Origin of the sequence: Methylobacterium sp. WL18, from assembly GCF_008040015.1 — a bacterium.
Lineage (GTDB): Bacteria > Pseudomonadota > Alphaproteobacteria > Rhizobiales > Beijerinckiaceae > Methylobacterium > Methylobacterium mesophilicum.
Genome location: NZ_VRVD01000065.1, coordinates 1 through 14,480, shown reverse-complemented (window position 1 = coordinate 14,480; position 14,480 = coordinate 1). Strand labels below are relative to the sequence as shown.

At 69.8% G+C, this 14,480-nt stretch carries 19 protein-coding genes; 12 read left to right on the top strand and 7 right to left on the bottom strand.

Annotation, left to right across the window (positions count from 1 at the left end):
- Positions 1-199 precede the first annotated feature (199 nt).
- The 4 genes from FV228_RS08410 (at position 200) to FV228_RS08395 (ending at position 3,237) form a co-directional block, all read left to right on the top strand.
- Positions 200-1,438 (top strand): glycosyltransferase family 4 protein, encoded by a 1,239-nt coding sequence (locus FV228_RS08410; protein ID WP_147854194.1) that lies wholly within the window; start codon positions 200-202, stop codon positions 1,436-1,438.
- Between the two features lie 18 nt (positions 1,439-1,456).
- A complete protein-coding gene (locus FV228_RS08405; protein WP_147854193.1) occupies positions 1,457-2,215 on the top strand; it encodes a PIG-L family deacetylase in 759 nt (252 codons plus the stop codon).
- Positions 2,205-2,678 carry a hypothetical protein gene (locus FV228_RS34095; RefSeq protein WP_246693866.1) on the top strand — a complete coding sequence of 158 codons (474 nt, stop codon included), beginning with the start codon at positions 2,205-2,207 and terminating at the stop codon, positions 2,676-2,678. Before FV228_RS08405 ends, FV228_RS34095 begins: the two co-directional genes overlap by 11 nt.
- A gap of 136 nt (positions 2,679-2,814) precedes the next feature.
- The gene (locus FV228_RS08395; RefSeq protein ID WP_147854192.1) at positions 2,815-3,237 is read left to right on the top strand and encodes a hypothetical protein; all 423 of its coding nucleotides are present in this window, start codon (positions 2,815-2,817) and stop codon (positions 3,235-3,237) included.
- Between the two features lie 257 nt (positions 3,238-3,494).
- Here FV228_RS08395 and FV228_RS08390 read toward each other — a convergent pair whose 3' ends face one another.
- The 7 genes from FV228_RS08390 to ruvA all read right to left on the bottom strand — a co-directional run bounded on the left by FV228_RS08390 (position 3,495) and on the right by ruvA (position 8,495).
- Positions 3,495-4,463 carry a hypothetical protein gene (locus tag FV228_RS08390; protein ID WP_147854191.1) on the bottom strand — a complete coding sequence of 323 codons (969 nt, stop codon included), beginning with the start codon at positions 4,461-4,463 and terminating at the stop codon, positions 3,495-3,497.
- A gap of 123 nt (positions 4,464-4,586) precedes the next feature.
- On the bottom strand, positions 4,587-5,231 hold the full coding sequence (locus FV228_RS08385) for an alpha-ketoglutarate-dependent dioxygenase AlkB (protein WP_147854190.1): 645 nt from the start codon (positions 5,229-5,231) through the stop codon (positions 4,587-4,589).
- Entirely contained in the window at positions 5,232-5,870 is a 639-nt protein-coding gene (locus FV228_RS08380) for a 2,3-bisphosphoglycerate-dependent phosphoglycerate mutase (RefSeq protein WP_147854189.1), read from the bottom strand.
- A gap of 27 nt (positions 5,871-5,897) precedes the next feature.
- On the bottom strand, positions 5,898-6,695 hold the full coding sequence (gene dapB / locus FV228_RS08375; protein WP_147854188.1) for a 4-hydroxy-tetrahydrodipicolinate reductase: 798 nt from the start codon (positions 6,693-6,695) through the stop codon (positions 5,898-5,900).
- Between the two features lie 139 nt (positions 6,696-6,834).
- Positions 6,835-7,332 (bottom strand): bacterioferritin, encoded by a 498-nt coding sequence (gene bfr, locus FV228_RS08370; protein ID WP_147854187.1) that lies wholly within the window; start codon positions 7,330-7,332, stop codon positions 6,835-6,837.
- Between the two features lie 45 nt (positions 7,333-7,377).
- The gene (locus tag FV228_RS34090; protein ID WP_147854186.1) at positions 7,378-7,650 is read right to left on the bottom strand and encodes a (2Fe-2S)-binding protein; all 273 of its coding nucleotides are present in this window, start codon (positions 7,648-7,650) and stop codon (positions 7,378-7,380) included.
- A 227-nt stretch (positions 7,651-7,877) separates the two neighbouring features.
- A complete protein-coding gene (gene ruvA / locus FV228_RS08360) occupies positions 7,878-8,495 on the bottom strand; it encodes a Holliday junction branch migration protein RuvA (protein WP_147854185.1) in 618 nt (205 codons plus the stop codon).
- Positions 8,496-8,649: 154 nt separating this feature from the next.
- Here ruvA and FV228_RS08355 point away from each other — a divergent pair, with 154 nt between their 5' ends.
- From FV228_RS08355 to proB, 8 genes are all read left to right on the top strand, one after another.
- Positions 8,650-9,270: a YceI family protein gene (locus FV228_RS08355; protein ID WP_147854184.1), complete on the top strand. Its 621-nt coding sequence runs from the start codon at positions 8,650-8,652 to the stop codon at positions 9,268-9,270.
- Positions 9,271-9,437: 167 nt separating this feature from the next.
- The gene (locus FV228_RS08350) at positions 9,438-9,806 is read left to right on the top strand and encodes a hypothetical protein (RefSeq protein ID WP_147854183.1); all 369 of its coding nucleotides are present in this window, start codon (positions 9,438-9,440) and stop codon (positions 9,804-9,806) included.
- Between the two features lie 177 nt (positions 9,807-9,983).
- Positions 9,984-10,298, top strand: coding sequence for a 50S ribosomal protein L21 (rplU, locus tag FV228_RS08345; RefSeq protein ID WP_147854182.1), 315 nt, complete (start codon positions 9,984-9,986; stop codon positions 10,296-10,298).
- A gap of 64 nt (positions 10,299-10,362) precedes the next feature.
- The gene (gene rpmA / locus FV228_RS08340) at positions 10,363-10,629 is read left to right on the top strand and encodes a 50S ribosomal protein L27 (protein ID WP_147854181.1); all 267 of its coding nucleotides are present in this window, start codon (positions 10,363-10,365) and stop codon (positions 10,627-10,629) included.
- A 185-nt stretch (positions 10,630-10,814) separates the two neighbouring features.
- Positions 10,815-11,420: a GNAT family N-acetyltransferase gene (locus tag FV228_RS08335; RefSeq protein WP_147854195.1), complete on the top strand. Its 606-nt coding sequence runs from the start codon at positions 10,815-10,817 to the stop codon at positions 11,418-11,420.
- A 121-nt stretch (positions 11,421-11,541) separates the two neighbouring features.
- Entirely contained in the window at positions 11,542-12,576 is a 1,035-nt protein-coding gene (gene obgE, locus FV228_RS08330; protein ID WP_147854180.1) for a GTPase ObgE, read from the top strand.
- A 47-nt stretch (positions 12,577-12,623) separates the two neighbouring features.
- A complete protein-coding gene (locus FV228_RS08325; protein ID WP_147854179.1) occupies positions 12,624-12,890 on the top strand; it encodes a hypothetical protein in 267 nt (88 codons plus the stop codon).
- A 201-nt stretch (positions 12,891-13,091) separates the two neighbouring features.
- Complete coding sequence (gene proB / locus FV228_RS08315) at positions 13,092-14,207, top strand: glutamate 5-kinase (RefSeq protein WP_147854178.1); 1,116 nt, start codon at positions 13,092-13,094, stop codon at positions 14,205-14,207.
- Positions 14,208-14,480 lie beyond the last annotated feature (273 nt).

The window sequence follows — 14,480 nt, the reverse complement described above, 5'->3', positions numbered from 1 at the left end:
CTGCACCGTCGCTCCCCTCTCCCGACCCCCTCCGGGGGCCACCCTCCCCCGCAGAGGGGGGAGGGAGAGCGCGTGGCTGCTGCGATGCGACGTCCGTTGCAGCCGAGAACCCGTCGTGTCGCGATGCGCGAATCCACCCGCCCGCACGGGAGAGGGGGCAGCCGCGTGCGTCCTGTGTCTCGTTGAAAAGCGTCCCCCAATGAGAATCCTCTTCCTCAGCCGCCGCTACTTCCCGGCGATTTCGGGCATGAGCGTCTACGCCCAGAACCTGCTGCGCGAGCTGGTCGGCGCCGGCCATGACGTGACGATGATCTCCCAGTACCGGGGCGACGCCTTCGGGACCCGGGTCTATGGCGGCGGCCCGCCGCCGCCCGTGCCCGGCGTGCGGGTGATCGGCCTGGAGCAGCTCGGCGAGCAGCAGGCGGGCGATTTCGAGCGCGACATCGCAACCATGGTCGAGGCGATCGAGCGGGAGCATGCGCGCACGCCCTTCGACGTGCTGCACGCGCAGTACGGCTATCCCACCGGCTGGGCGGTCCTGCTCGCCGCCCGAAAGCTCGGGGTGCCGAGCGTGGTCTCGATCCAGGGCGGCGACGGCCACTGGGTCGGCTCCTGCTGCGAGACGCACCGGGTGGCGATGTGCGAGGTCCTGGCCCATGCCAACGCCCTGCTGATCGGCGGTGCGTCCTTCGTGGACGAGGTCTGCGAGCGCCTCGGCTCCGATCCGGCCCGGTTCACGATCGTGCCCGGCGCGGTGGACACCGACCGCTTCGCGCAAGGGACGCCCGACGGCCTGCCGACGCCGCATGCCGGCCCGGTCCGGCTGTTCTACCACGGCCGGGTCGACCGCCGGAAAGGCGTGCTCGACTTCATCAACGCCCTGGCGATCCTGCGCGCGCAGGGCACGCCGTTCGCCGCCACGATCTCGGGCATCGGACCGGACGTGGATCCCGCCCAGGCGCTGGCCGCGGACCTCGCCTTCGCGCCGCGGGACATCGCCTTCACCGGCTATGCCGAATACGGCCACGTGCCGGACCTCTACCGCCGGGCCGACGTGTTCGTCTCGCCGACCTACGCGGAGGGGTTCTCCAACACGATCCTGGAGGCGATGGCGGCGGGGCTCGCGGTGGTCTCCTGCCACGCGGTCGGGGTCTCGGACTGCCTGCGCGACGGCGAGAACGGCCTGATGGTCGATCCGGGCGACGTTCCGGCCCTCGCCGCCGCACTGACCCGGGTCGTCACCGACGCGGAGCTGCGCCGCGGTCTGGCCACGGCCGGCCTCGAGGAATGCCGCCGGGTCTATTCCTGGAGCGCCGTCGGCCGGCAGATCATGGAGGTCTACGGCGGCGTTCGGCATGAGCGCCCGGCCACGGATTTCTCCGTCGACCTGCCCGAAGATCCCACCTGCCGCTTCCGCACCGAGCCGCACCTCCTCTGACGCAGGAAGCCCCGCCGCGTGCCCACCGCCCTCGCCCTCTCGCCCCATCTCGATGACGCGGCCTTCTCCTGCGGCGGCCTGCTCGCGAGCCTCGCCCGGGAGGGCTGGCACGTGGTGATGGCCACGCTGTTCACCGCCAGCGTCGCCGATCCGACGGGGTTCGCGCTGGCCTGCCAGCTCGACAAGGGGCTGCCGGCGGAGGTCGACTACATGGCCCTGCGCCGGGCCGAGGACGTGCGGGCCGCGGCCGAACTCGGGATCGCACCGCCCCGGCACCTGCCGTTCCGCGAGGCGCCGCACCGGGGCTACGGTTCCGCGCCGGAGCTGTTCTCGCAGACGCGCGTCGATGACGGCATCGCGGCAGACCTGGCGCCGGCTTTGGCCGCGCTGATCGCCGCGGAAAGGCCTGCTCTCGTCCTCGCCCCGCAGGCCATCGGCGGCCATGTCGACCACGTCCAGGCCGTCCGGGCGCTCCGCAGCCTCGACGGGCCGCCCCCGATCCTGTGGTGGCGCGACTTTCCCTACACGGTCCGCGAGGCCGCACCCCGGGAGCCCCTGGCCGAGCTGTTCGCCGGGTTGCCGTCGCACCGGATGACGCTGGATCCGGAGGCCCAGGCGCGCAAGCGCGCCGCCTGCGCGGCCTATGGGAGCCAGATCGGGTTCCAGTTCGGCGGTCCGGCCGGCCTCGACGCGCGGCTCGCCCGGGAGGAGGGGATCGAGCGCTTCCGCCTCGCCGGCCGTCTCGCCGCCCCGATCCCCGGCCTCGATGCCGCCTGAGCCGCAGGCTCCCAAATCCCTCGCCGACCCGGCGGCGCTCGCGGCCCGTCGGGCCCTGATCGATGCGCCGCACATCGCCCCGATCCGCGCGCTGGCCGACCGGATCGCCGCCGAGCGGGGCGCGGCGGTTCCGGTGCCCGATCCCCTGGACGGTGGCGTCGCGGCCCGGATGCTGCTGCTCCTGGAGACGCCGGGGCCGGCCGTGCTGCGCACCGGCTTCGTCACCCGCGACCGGACGTTCCGCCTCGACGGCTGGCTCTGTGCCCCGCTCGGTCATCCCCCCGAAGAGCGCGCGCTGGGCTGCATGATCGACGCGCTCAGCCTCGACGATCCGGCCGATCCCGACGCGACCGCGGCGTTCCTGGCTCCCCGCCCCGACCGCGGATGCAGCGTGGCGACGGTGGCGGACGCCTCCGATCCGACCGGTTCGATCGGTCACCGGCGGGCGCGCACGAAAAAATGAGGCCAGAATACGGCAAATCCCCGAAGCTCGGCCATTTTCATGGAACCACAGCCCCACTCAAGCGTCGTTCTATCAAAGGCGGCGAACTGTTAAGCTTCGGTCGCCATACTGGTGGCACTCACAGACAAGGTTGGCCATGCGCTCGCTTAAGATCGCTCTTCTCGGCGTCATCGCCGCCACCGGCTTCGGCGCCCTGGCGTCCGCGCCCGCCCAGGCCCAGGAGGGTTTCGGCCCGGGCCGCGTCTACAGCGTCAGCCGTCCGCTCCCGATCCGCGTCCGCCCGCGCAGCTGGCTCGACGCCGGCAACGTGCCGCTGACCTCGAACGTTCCGGGCGCCGGTGGTTCGCGGAACCCGGCCCTGAACCCCTACCTGATCGCCGCCTCGAACCAGCTGACGCCGGTCTATGGTCGCAACGATCGCTTCGACAGCGGATTGCTGCCCGATCCGATCACCAACGGCCCGTTCATCGGTGCGCGCTCCTCGGCAGTCCGGAATGTCGATCTGTCCTTTGTCGATCGGATCGATCCGACCTCGCCGCTCTACGGCCGCCCCTACTAAGCCGGACGCATTTTTTGAGAGTTGCGAAGCGCGGGCCCTCGGGTCCGCGTTTTTCGTTTTTGCGGGGCTTTTACCACGCGCCCCCACATCCGGGGGTGCGGGCGAAGCGGGCTTCGCAGAATCCATCCAGCCGGACCCGTGATCCCAGAAGCCCTCTGATCGAGGCCCAAAGATCGTTTACCGCCGGGCGCCTCAGGATGCGGGGGGAGACTGAGACATCAGGATGATCGCCTCTGCCTGCATCGGCGCCGCGCGGACTACTTGACCTGCACGCTGTCGACGACGGTGCGGAACTTGGCGAGCACGCCGGTCCGCTGGTCCTCTCGGACCACGCCCAGGGCCCGCAGATAGCCGTCCGGGTTGAATCGGATCGTCTGCGAGACGACCACGGGCACGTTGGTGGGCATGTCGACGGCCCGGGCGACGATCTCGTGCCAGTCGACTCCGTTCGAGCGGTAGCTCTGCGCGCGCTCGATCACGAAGTCCTTCATGGTCTGGTTGGAGGCCAGGGCCGCCCGGGCGAAGCCGTCCCGCTGCTCGGCGGTGGGTGGCTGCTGGACGGCTTGGGCGAGGACCAGGATCGGCTGTTCCAGGTTCTGCATCTGGTCCTTCGGACCCGCGGTGAGCAGGACCGAATTGCCCGCCATCACGCGCACCGGCCGGAACCCGGCCATGTCGCCGATGCGGAAGGGCAGCGCGTCGACCTGCTGGGTCAGTGTCAGGGCCGGGCGCAGGGTGACGCCGGTCACCAGCTTGCGCATCGTCTCCTCGGTCTCCGCATCCGGAAGCGCCTGCGCGATGATCAGGCCGGTCACGGAGGGCGTACCTACCACGAGGATCCACTTGCGGATCGCCGGCGCGGTGGCGTTCGGGTCGGCGGGCTGCTCGCCGGTGTAGAGCATACCTTCGTTGTCGCCGATCTTGACCTCTTCGCGTTTCTCCACCGCGAAGCCCTGGCTGAGCAGGTTCGCGTCGGTGAAGCCGCTCACGAGTTCCGCGAACGCGTTCGGCGGCAACTCCACCACCGAAACGGTGGCGCCGCCCTCCTTGCGCTCGAAACCCGAGAAGCGCCGCGACAGCGACATGTCGGCCGGCGGTTCGAAGCCGAACCGGGAGCCCGGCGGGAAGACCGGTTCGGCGGCCTGCGCCACGGAGCCGAGTCCGGCCAGCAGGACGGCCAGGGACAGAACCCGCCCGAGACGCAGCGTCAGGTTACCCACCAGCATCGGAAACCGGTTCTCCTCAAGCCAAAGCCCACATAGGCTCGCCTTGTGCGATGGGTCCGACGGCGGGCAGCCGGTGTCAAGCGCCTGCGGGATCAGGAGATCGGGAGATCCGTTGCCGCGCCGTCACGTCGGCGGCGCGCCGACCCGGCGCAGCGTCAGGTTGCAGCGCCCGCCCGCCGGCAGGAAGCCCGGCTGCGGGTTCTCGGCGAGCAGGCCGTCGTCCGGGTAGAGGCGGTCGATCCCGTGGTGGATCAGACGCGAGGCGCCGCCGATGACCAGGGCGTCGCCGGGCCGAAGGCGTACCGAGCGCGTCGGGTCCGAGCGTTGGAGGCCGCCGTAGCGGAACAGCGCCTCCGCCCCCAAGGACAGGGACAGCACCGGAGCGGAAAAGTCGGCCTCGTCACGGTCCTGGTGCAGGCCCATGCGGGCGCCGGGGCCGTAAAGATTGATCAGGCAGGCCTCCGGCGACGCCGGGAAGCCGGCGAGCGCTTCCCAGGCGACCAGGGCGGTCGGCGGGATCGGCGGCCACGGCGCGCCAGTGCCGGGATGGGTCGGCTGGTACCGGTATCCGTGACGGTCGGACACCCAGCCGAGCGGGCCGGCATTCGACATCCGGACGGAGAACGGTTTCCCCGTCCGCGGCATGGACGGGGTGACGGGCGGCGCGGCGGACAGGACAGCCGCGACCTCGGCGGCGAGGCGCGTGCGGGCGGCCATGTCCAGGAATCCCGCGTGGAGGATCAGCCCAGGCGCGAGCTCGGTCGGCAATCAGACACCCGCCGCGAGGTCGCGGGTCAAGATATCCTTGGAGGCCACCGTGGTGGTGGCGTCGAGCCGGTAGATCAGCGGCTCGCCGGTCCTGATCTCCAGGTTGGCGACGGTGTCCGGCCCCAGGTGGTCGAGCACCATCACCAGGGACCGCAGGGAATTGCCGTGGGCTGCGACCAGCACCCGCTGGCCGGCCATCACCCGCGGCAGGATCGTCTCGATGTAGAAGGGCAGCACCCGGGCCGCCGTGTCCTTGAGGCTCTCACCCCCGGGCGGCCGGATGTCGTAGGAGCGCCGCCAGTTGTGGACCTGCGCCTCACCCCACCTGGCGATGGCATCGTCCTTGTTGAGGCCGGCCAGGTCGCCGTAATCACGCTCGTTCAGCGCCTGGGCGCGCACGACCTCGATGTCCGAAACGCCCATCGCCTCCAGCATCAGTGCGCAGGTGTGCTGGGCCCGGACGAGTTCGGACGTGAAGGCGACGTCGAATCCGTAGCCCGCGCGCCGGAGCGCCCGTCCCGCGGCCTGCGCCTCGGCGACGCCCCGTTCGGTCAGCCCCGGATCGCGCCAGCCGGTGAACAGGTTCTTGAGGTTCCATTCGCTCTGGCCGTGGCGAGCGAGGACGAGCAGGCGCTCCATCGGACGGTCGTATTCCTTGATGCTGGTCTATAGCCCGAGCACATCCGCCATCGAGTAGAGACCCGGCGGCTTCGGGTGCGCCCAGAGGGCGGCCTTCACGGCGCCGGCGGCGAACAACCCGCGGTCGGCGGCGTGGTGGCTGATGGTCAGGCTCTCGCCGGCGCCGGCGAAGATTACGCTGTGGTCGCCGACCACGGAGCCGCCCCGCAACGTGGCGAAGCCGATGTCGCCCGGCTTACGGGCGCCCGTATGCCCGTCCCGGGTCGAGACCCGCACGTTTTTGAGGTCGACCCCCCGCCCCTCGGCGGCGGCCTCGCCCAGGAGCAACGCCGTACCGGAGGGCGCGTCCACCTTCATCCGGTGGTGCATCTCGGTGATCTCGATGTCGAACTCGTCGCCCAGCGCCTTGGCGACCCGGCGGACCAACTCGGCCATTAGGTTGATGCCGAGCGACATGTTGCCGGAGCGCACGAGGCGGGCGTGGTAGGCGGCAGCCTGCAGCTTCGCGAGGTCGTCGTCGGACAGGCCGGTCGTCCCGATCACGTGGACGATGCGCGCCTGGGCGGCCAGCTCGGCGAATTGCACGGTGGCGGCCGGCGCCGTGAAATCGAGCACGCCGTCGGCGGTCGCGAACGCGGTCAACGGGTCGTCGGTCACCGGCACGTCGAGGGGCGGGAGGCCGGCGAGCGGCCCGGCATCCTGGCCGAGGACCGGCGAGCCCTCGCGCTCGATCGCCGCCGCCAGGGTGCACCCCTCGGCTTCGGACACCGCGCGGATCAACATCCGCCCCATGCGCCCGTCCGCGCCGACCACCACGAGCCGCATCTGTCGTTCCTATCGTCGTTCCGTCTCGGACGACCCTGGCCGATGCCGGGCGCGCCATCAATGGGCCCAACCTCGGCGCAGGGCCGTCGGGTTCCCGCGTCGCCGCTTCGAGGAGCGCGACCCGGGAACCCGGATCGGCTCAGGCCTTCTCGGGGGCGATCGCCTCGAGGCCGCCGATGTGCTTCTGCGCGTAGAGCGGCAGGCCGATCTGCCGGATCAGCTCGAGCTGGGTCTCGAGGAAGTCGATATGGCCTTCCTCGTCCGTGGCCAGATCCTCGAACAGGTTCTTCGAGACGCGCTCGTTGATCGATTCGCAGTACTGAGCGGCCTCGAGATAGAGGCTGCGGGCGCCGTTCTCGGCGGCCAGATCGCACTCGATGATCTCCTGCACGGTCTGGCCGATGCGCAGCGGCTCCAGCTCCTGCAGGTTCGGGAATCCGTCGAGGAACAGGATCCGGTCGACGAATCGATCCGCGTGGTTCATCTCCTCGATCGATTCCTTGCGCCAGAACTTGGCGAGATCGATATAGCCCCAGTCATTGAGCATCCGGAAATGCAGCCAGTACTGGCTGACTGCAGTCAGCTCGCTCTTCAGGCCGCGATTCAGATACTCGATGACCTTGGTGTCGCCCTTCATGGCCCCCGTACTCCTAACAGCTCTTCGAGCGGGGGGGCTTAGGCGTCACGCCGTGATCCCGTCCTCCGCAGTTTGGAATAAGACCAAACTGCAAGCGCTAGCGCAAGTCGTGGAGCATTCATGGCTGCCCTGAGCCGCCGCCGCTTCTCCCAGCGCGCTGCGCATGATCTCCCGAATGGTCCGGGCGCAGCGGCCGCATTTCGGGCTGCAGCCGAGGCAGGCGTAGACCTGCGCCGGGGTGCGGGGACAACCCGGGCCGGGCAACAGGCAGCTGCGAACGGCGCCATCGGACAGGACGTTGCAAGAACAGACGATCATGCGCGCTGCAGAACCCGTCTTCCTCGGGCCTAACCCGACCATGTCGGGCGAGGCGTTTCGGACCTACCAGATTAGAACGACTGAAAAGTAGCAGGCTTTTCAATATCTTACTGGTCATCGGGGAGATGGCATCCACGCCGGCTTTGGTCAAGGCGGCGCAAATCACAGCGATTCGATCGAATCGTCCTCGCTTGATCAACCGATGCGGTGGCGCTGACCGGCGGATCTCAGCGCGCGAGTTCGCGCAGCCCGAGCCGAATCAGGACCTTGGCCTCGGCCCCCTCTTCCGCCCCCTTGAGGGCCGCCGCGATGGCCGAGGCTGCCTGCACCTGCGGATAGCCGAGATTGACCAGCGCCGAGATCGCGTCGGCCACCGGCCTGGGCGCCGCGCCCTCCTCGACGGCGCCGGTGAGGGCGACCAGGGCCGGGTCGATCGGTGCGAAGGTGGGCGCCTTGTCTTTCAGCTCGGCGGTCAGCCGGGCGGCGAGCCGCGGCCCGACGCCCGGCGCCCGGCTGATCGTGCCCTTGTCGCCGGTGGCGATGGCGCTCGCCAGGGCATCGGGTTCCAGCACCGACAGGATCGCCAGGGCGACCCGGGCGCCGACGCCCTGGACGGTCTGGAGAAGCCGGAACCACTCCCGCTCGGCATCCGAGCGGAAGCCGTAGAGCCGGATCATGTCCTCGCGGACATGCGTCTCGATCGAAAGGTCCGCCGGCTCTCCGACCTTCGGCATGCGCTGGAGCGTGCGCGCGGAACAATGCGCGATGTAGCCGACGCCGGAGACGTCGAGGATCACGAAATCCTCGCCGAACGAATCCACCACGCCCTTGAGCTTGCCGATCATTCTGTGCCCGTCCGCTGTCGTCGCGATGCCTATAGAAGCCGGGGCGCGTCCGCCAGACGCGCTTGAGCCCGTGGGCACTTCGTGGAATCAGGGTCGCCGTGACGGCCAGGCTTGAGGACGATCGAGATCCGGCCGGACGAGCGGGGAAACGACCATGCGCGCGCCCATTCTCGCCCTGATCGGTCTTCTGTGCCTCGGCCCCGCCCGGGCCGCGGACGATCCGACCGCCACGGCGCCGAGCAAGGACCCGACCCAGGTCCGGCCGGGCGCCTACGTCCTGGATCCGGATCACGGCAAGGTCACGTGGTCGGTGAGCCATCTGGGCTACTCGACCTATTACGGGCAGTTCACCGGCCTGACCGGCACGCTCACGCTCGACCCGAAGGCACCCGACAAGAGCCGCCTGGAGGTCAGCGTCCCGCTCAGCGGGGTCAGCACGGGCAGCAGCCGCCTGAACGAGCATCTGGCGGCGGCGGACTTCTTCGACACGACCAAGTTCCCGAGTGCCACCTTCACGGCTACCGCGGTGGAGCCGACGAGCCCGACCACCGCGCGGATCACCGGCGATCTGACCCTGCGCGGCGTCACCCGTCCGCTGGCGATCGACGCGACGTTCAACCAGGCGGGCATCCACCCGGTGGACAAGCGATACACCGTCGGCTTCGACGGACGCGCCCTGGTGAAGCGCTCGGATTACGGCGTGAACGCCTACCTGCCGGCCCTGGGCGACGAGGTTTCGCTGCGCATCGAGGGCGAGTTCAAGGCGGCCCCATGAGCTGCAGGCAGGAGCGTCGGACCGGCGGATCGGCGCATTCGGACGGGCTTTGCGTTGGCGCGGGCGCCCGCACCGGTATAGGCAGCCCGGGTCGCGCCCTCGCCGCGGACGGGTCGCCGGATACGTCCGGGCTCGCCGCGCCAACCGCTGCCATGGAGGTCTGAGCGTTGCGTGGAGCTTGGCTGATCTCGGTTCTGGTGCTGGCGGGTCCGGCCTGCGCGCAGATTCCTGCGCCGCCCGCGCCCTCTCCGCTCGACAATTATGCCGAGGCGGCGGCCACGACCATCATCGCCGAGCAGGCCTGTCCGGGCATCCAGGTGAAGGCCGGGCAGCTCACGACCCTGCGGCTCGCCACCAAGGTCGGCGCCGCGCAGGAAGCCATCCTGCAGGAGAAACTGCGGACCCGGGCCACGCAGGTCCGGCAGCAGCTCGCCGCCGACGGGCGGGAGGCATGGTGCAGCCAGGCGCTCGCCGCATTCGGCCCCCAGGGCAGCGTCGCCAAGGGCATTCTCGCAACCGGCGCGCCGATCCGCTGATCCCGTCCAGGATTGACACGGGGCCACCCCGCCCCTACTGACCCGGCATGGCGCGCGGCCTCCTCGACGAGGTCCGCGCGTTTCGCGTTGTCCGGGTCCGCCCGTGCAATGACTTCAAACAAGAAGCCGGTCCAGGGGCAGCCGCCCCGGAGGCCGTTCGAGAACACGAGAGCAACGATGTTCGCAGTCATCAAGACGGGCGGCAAGCAGTACCGCGTCGCCGCCAACGACACCATCACCATCGCCACCCTGCCGGGCGAGGCCGGTGAAACCGTGACCTTCGGTGAGGTCCTCCTGTTCGCAGACGGTGCGGGCGCGACGCAGGTCGGTGCGCCGACCCTGTCGGGCATCAGCGTCACGGGCGAGATCGTGAGCCACGGCCGCGACAAGAAGGTCATCGCCTTCAAGAAGCGCCGCCGCCAGAACTCGCGCCGCAAGCGCGGTCACCGCCAGCACCACACCGTGGTGCGCATCACCGCCATCTCCGCGTGATCGAGCGCGGGCCTCCCGGTAGGCCCGCGATCCGCGCGACCCACACGCATTCGGAGCAGATCCCATGGCACACAAGAAAGCAGGCGGCTCGTCCCGCAACGGCCGCGATTCGGCCGGCCGTCGTCTCGGCGTCAAGAAGTTCGGCTCGGAAGCCGTGATCCCGGGCAACATCATCGTGCGCCAGCGCGGCACGAAATGGCATCCCGGCAGCAATGTCGGCATGGGCAAGGACCACACGCTGTTCGCGCTGGTCCCGGGCCATGTCCGCTTCGAGACGCGCCGCGGGCGCGAGTTCGTAGCCGTAACCCCGCTGGCCCTGGCCGCGGAATAACAGGCGGGCGCCCGAGCGGCGAAGCTGGCGTCCCGCCCGGTGTCCCACACCGGACCGGAGACGTCGATGCCGAGCCCCTGACGGGACGGATCGGACGGAACACCGGGGAGGATGGGGCACCATCCTCCCCTTCGTCGTCTTGAGGCGGTGTCCCGGAGCCGGGAACGCCGCCCTGCGAGGGCATGATGTTCCCCGATCTCACCCGCGACGACGTCTTCCGGATCGAGACGCGCAGGCTTTGGCTGCGCTGGCCGACCGCCAAGGACAGGGACGCGGTCCTGAAGCTGGCGGGCGACCGTTCCGTGGCCGAGATGACCGCGCGAATCCCGCATCCGCTCGACCGGCACACCGTCGATGCGTTCCTGCTCGGCACGCGGGTCGCCAACACCGACGGCAGCGGCCTGACGCTGGCGCTGACCGAGCGGTCGGCCCCGGCCAACCTGATCGGTCTGGTCGGGATCTCAGGTGGTGGGACGCAGCCGCATCTCGGATATTGGCTCGGCCGGCCCTGGTGGGGCAACGGCCTGATGGGCGAGGCCGCGCGGGCCCTGGTCCATGCCTATTTCGCCTATGCGGGCGGGGGCCGGATCGAAGCTTCGGCCCTGCCGGCGAACCCGGCCTCCCGGCGTGTCTTGGAAAAGGTCGGTTTCCGGATGACCGGGCGCGGCCCGCGCGCCTGCCCGGCCCGCGGCGGCGACCGGGAGGTCGACTTCTTCGGCCTCGACCGCAACGACTGGGCGGCCCATGTGGAGGCTTCCGACTCCCCGGCGGAACTCGCGGCGGCGTCCTGAATCACAGCGTTCCGGCCTCCCCGAAGGGAGGGGCCGGGCGCGGCGTCGAACAGTCCGACGCACCCACTCTATGCCTCGACGCCCCCCGGGTTGCCGAGGCTAGCCAGCGACGAGATGCACCGTGAAATTCCTCGACGAAGCCAAGGTCTATGTCCGCTCCGGTGACGGCGGTCCCGGCTGCGTCTCGTTCCGGCGGGAGAAGTTCATCGAGTTCGGCGGCCCGAACGGCGGCGACGGCGGCCGCGGCGGCGACGTCTGGGTCGAGTGCGTCGAGGGGCTCAACACCCTGATCGACTACCGTTATCAGCAGCACTTCAAGGCTAAGAAGGGCGAGCACGGCATGGGCTCGAACTGCCACGGCGCCAACGGCTCCGATGTGGTTCTGAAGGTCCCGGCCGGCACGCAGATCTTCGCCGAGGACGGCGAGATCCTGATCGCCGACCTCACCGAGGTCGGCCAGAAGATCCGACTCGCCAAGGGCGGGAACGGCGGCTTCGGCAACGCCTACTTCACCACCTCCACGAACCGCGCGCCCAAGCACGCCAATCCGGGTCTCGAGGGCCAGGAGATGTGGATCTGGCTGCGGCTCAAGCTGATCGCAGATGCCGGCCTGGTCGGCCTGCCCAATGCCGGCAAGTCGACCTTCCTGGCGAGCGTCACCGCGGCCAAGCCGAAGATCGCCGACTATCCGTTCACCACCCTGCATCCGGGCCTGGGCGTTGTCCGCTCGGACAACCGCGAGTTCGTGCTCGCCGACATCCCGGGCCTGATCGAGGGCGCCCACGAGGGCGTCGGGTTGGGCGACAAGTTCCTGGCCCATGTCGAGCGTTGCCGGGTGCTGCTGCACTTGGTCGACGGCACCACCGAGCATGCCGGCAAGACCTACAAGCTGGTCCGCGGCGAGATCGAAGCCTACGGCAACGGCCTGGCCGACAAGCCCGAGATCGTGGCGCTCTCGAAGGCCGACGCACTGGATGCGGAAACGCTCAAGAGCCAGGTCGCCAAGCTGAAGCGCGCCGCCGGCCGGGCGCCGCTGGTGCTGTCGTCGGCCAGCCGTAAGGGCGTCCCGGAGGCGCTCCGGGCGATCCAGACCGAGATCGATGCGCGCATGGCTGAGGAGGCGAATGCCCGGCCCGTCGTGGCTTGGGAGCCGTGAGTGACGGGGCGGGACCCACCGGTTAAGTTGATCTCGGAAAGATTCCGATGACGCAGCAAGTGACGATTCGCGACGAGGATTTTCAGCTGGCCCGCGATAGTGCTGGACGGCTTGGGACCTCGCTCGACGAAGCGGTCGCGAAGGCTCTTCACGACCTCCACCGCAGCAAGGCGCCGGAAAGCACCCTCGAACCCGGGAGACAGGCCGAACTCGACGCAATCCGCGCCCTGGTGGCCGAGGCCCACCAGCATATCATTCCCGGAGCCTTCAACGATCACGGATGGCTCTACGACTGGAACGGCCTGCCGGCATGATTGCGCTGGACAGTTCCGCCCTCGTGGCGATCGCGCTCGAGGAGTCGGAGGGGCGAATCTTCGACGAGTTGATCGTGCTGGCTTACAGGCCATCGCCTTGAGATTGTCCACGCTCGCCTGTGGACGCCCTCGCAGAACCGCCGCTGCAACCGCGCATCCTTCGTCCAAACCGCACCCGATGCCTCGTCTCTGCGAAGAACAATGATCCCGGCCCTCGAAGAATTCCGCCGCATCGTCATCAAGGTCGGGTCGTCCCTTCTGGTCGATCGCAAGGCTGGCCGGCTGCGCCATGCCTGGTTGGCGGCTCTGGCCGAGGACATCGCGGAGTTGCATGGGCGCGGCGTCGACGTGCTGGTCGTGTCCTCCGGCAGCATCGCGCTCGGCCGGACGGTGCTGGGCCTGCCGCCGGGGATCCTGCGGCTGGAAGAGAGCCAGGGCGCGGCCTCCGTGGGGCAGATCACCCTGGCCCGGCATTGGGCCGAGGCGCTCGGGCATCACGGCATCGTGGCCGGCCAGATCCTGGTGACCCCGCAGGACACCGAGGAGCGCCGCCGCTACCTCAACGCCCGGGCCACCGTGCTGAAGCTCCTGGAGATGCGCGCCGTCCCGGTGGTCAACGAGAACGACACCGTGGCGACCTCCGAGATCCGCTACGGCGACAACGACCGGCTGGCCGCCCGGGTCGCCACCATGATCGACGCCGACGTGCTGGTGCTGTTTTCGGACATCGACGGCCTTTACACCGCGCCGCCCCTGTCGGATCCCGATGCGCGGCATCTGCCCATGGTCGAGCGCATCACCCCGGAGATCGAGGCGATGGCCGGCGGCCCCGCTTCGGAGCTGTCCCGGGGCGGCATGCGGACCAAGGTCGAGGCGGCCAAGATCGCGGCCTCCGGGGGCACGCACCTCGTCATCGCGGACGGGCGGGGCAAGAACCCCCTGAAGGCGGTGCGGGAGGGCGCGCGCTGCACGTGGTTCCTGTCCGGCTCCACCCCGACCGCGGCACGCAAGACGTGGATCGCCGGCTCCCTGGAGCCGCGCGGGACGCTGACCATCGATGCCGGGGCCGCCAAGGCGCTGCTCGGCGGGGCCAGCCTGCTGCCGGTGGGCGTCCGGGCGATCGAGGGCAGTTTCTCCCGGGGCGACGCGGTGCTGATCCGGGATCCGGACGGGCGCGTTCTGGGCCGCGGCCTCGTGGCCTACGACAGCGCCGAGGCGGCGCTGATCATCGGCCATCCGAGCGCGCGCATACCGGACTTGCTCAACTATCCCGGCCGCGCCTGGATGGTGCACCGCGATGATCTGGCGTTGTTTTAGGCTGGACTGATTCTGATCAATTATCGTCACCACGAAAACCGGGTGATCTCTGTCACGTTCGGTGGGCCGGCGCACTTGTAGCTCCATCGCTCGATGTGCAAATACCGCCTCACCCCCTGTCGGGCCGGGTTTTGCGGCCCCCGAACACCGAGGACGCCAGCGTGCCCGTCCTGAACCTGAGATCCGACCTCGCCGAGGCCGATGCCCTGCCGGAATTGATGGCGGCGATCGGTCGGCGGGCGCGCGTCGCCGGCCGGCGCATGGCGCTCGCCT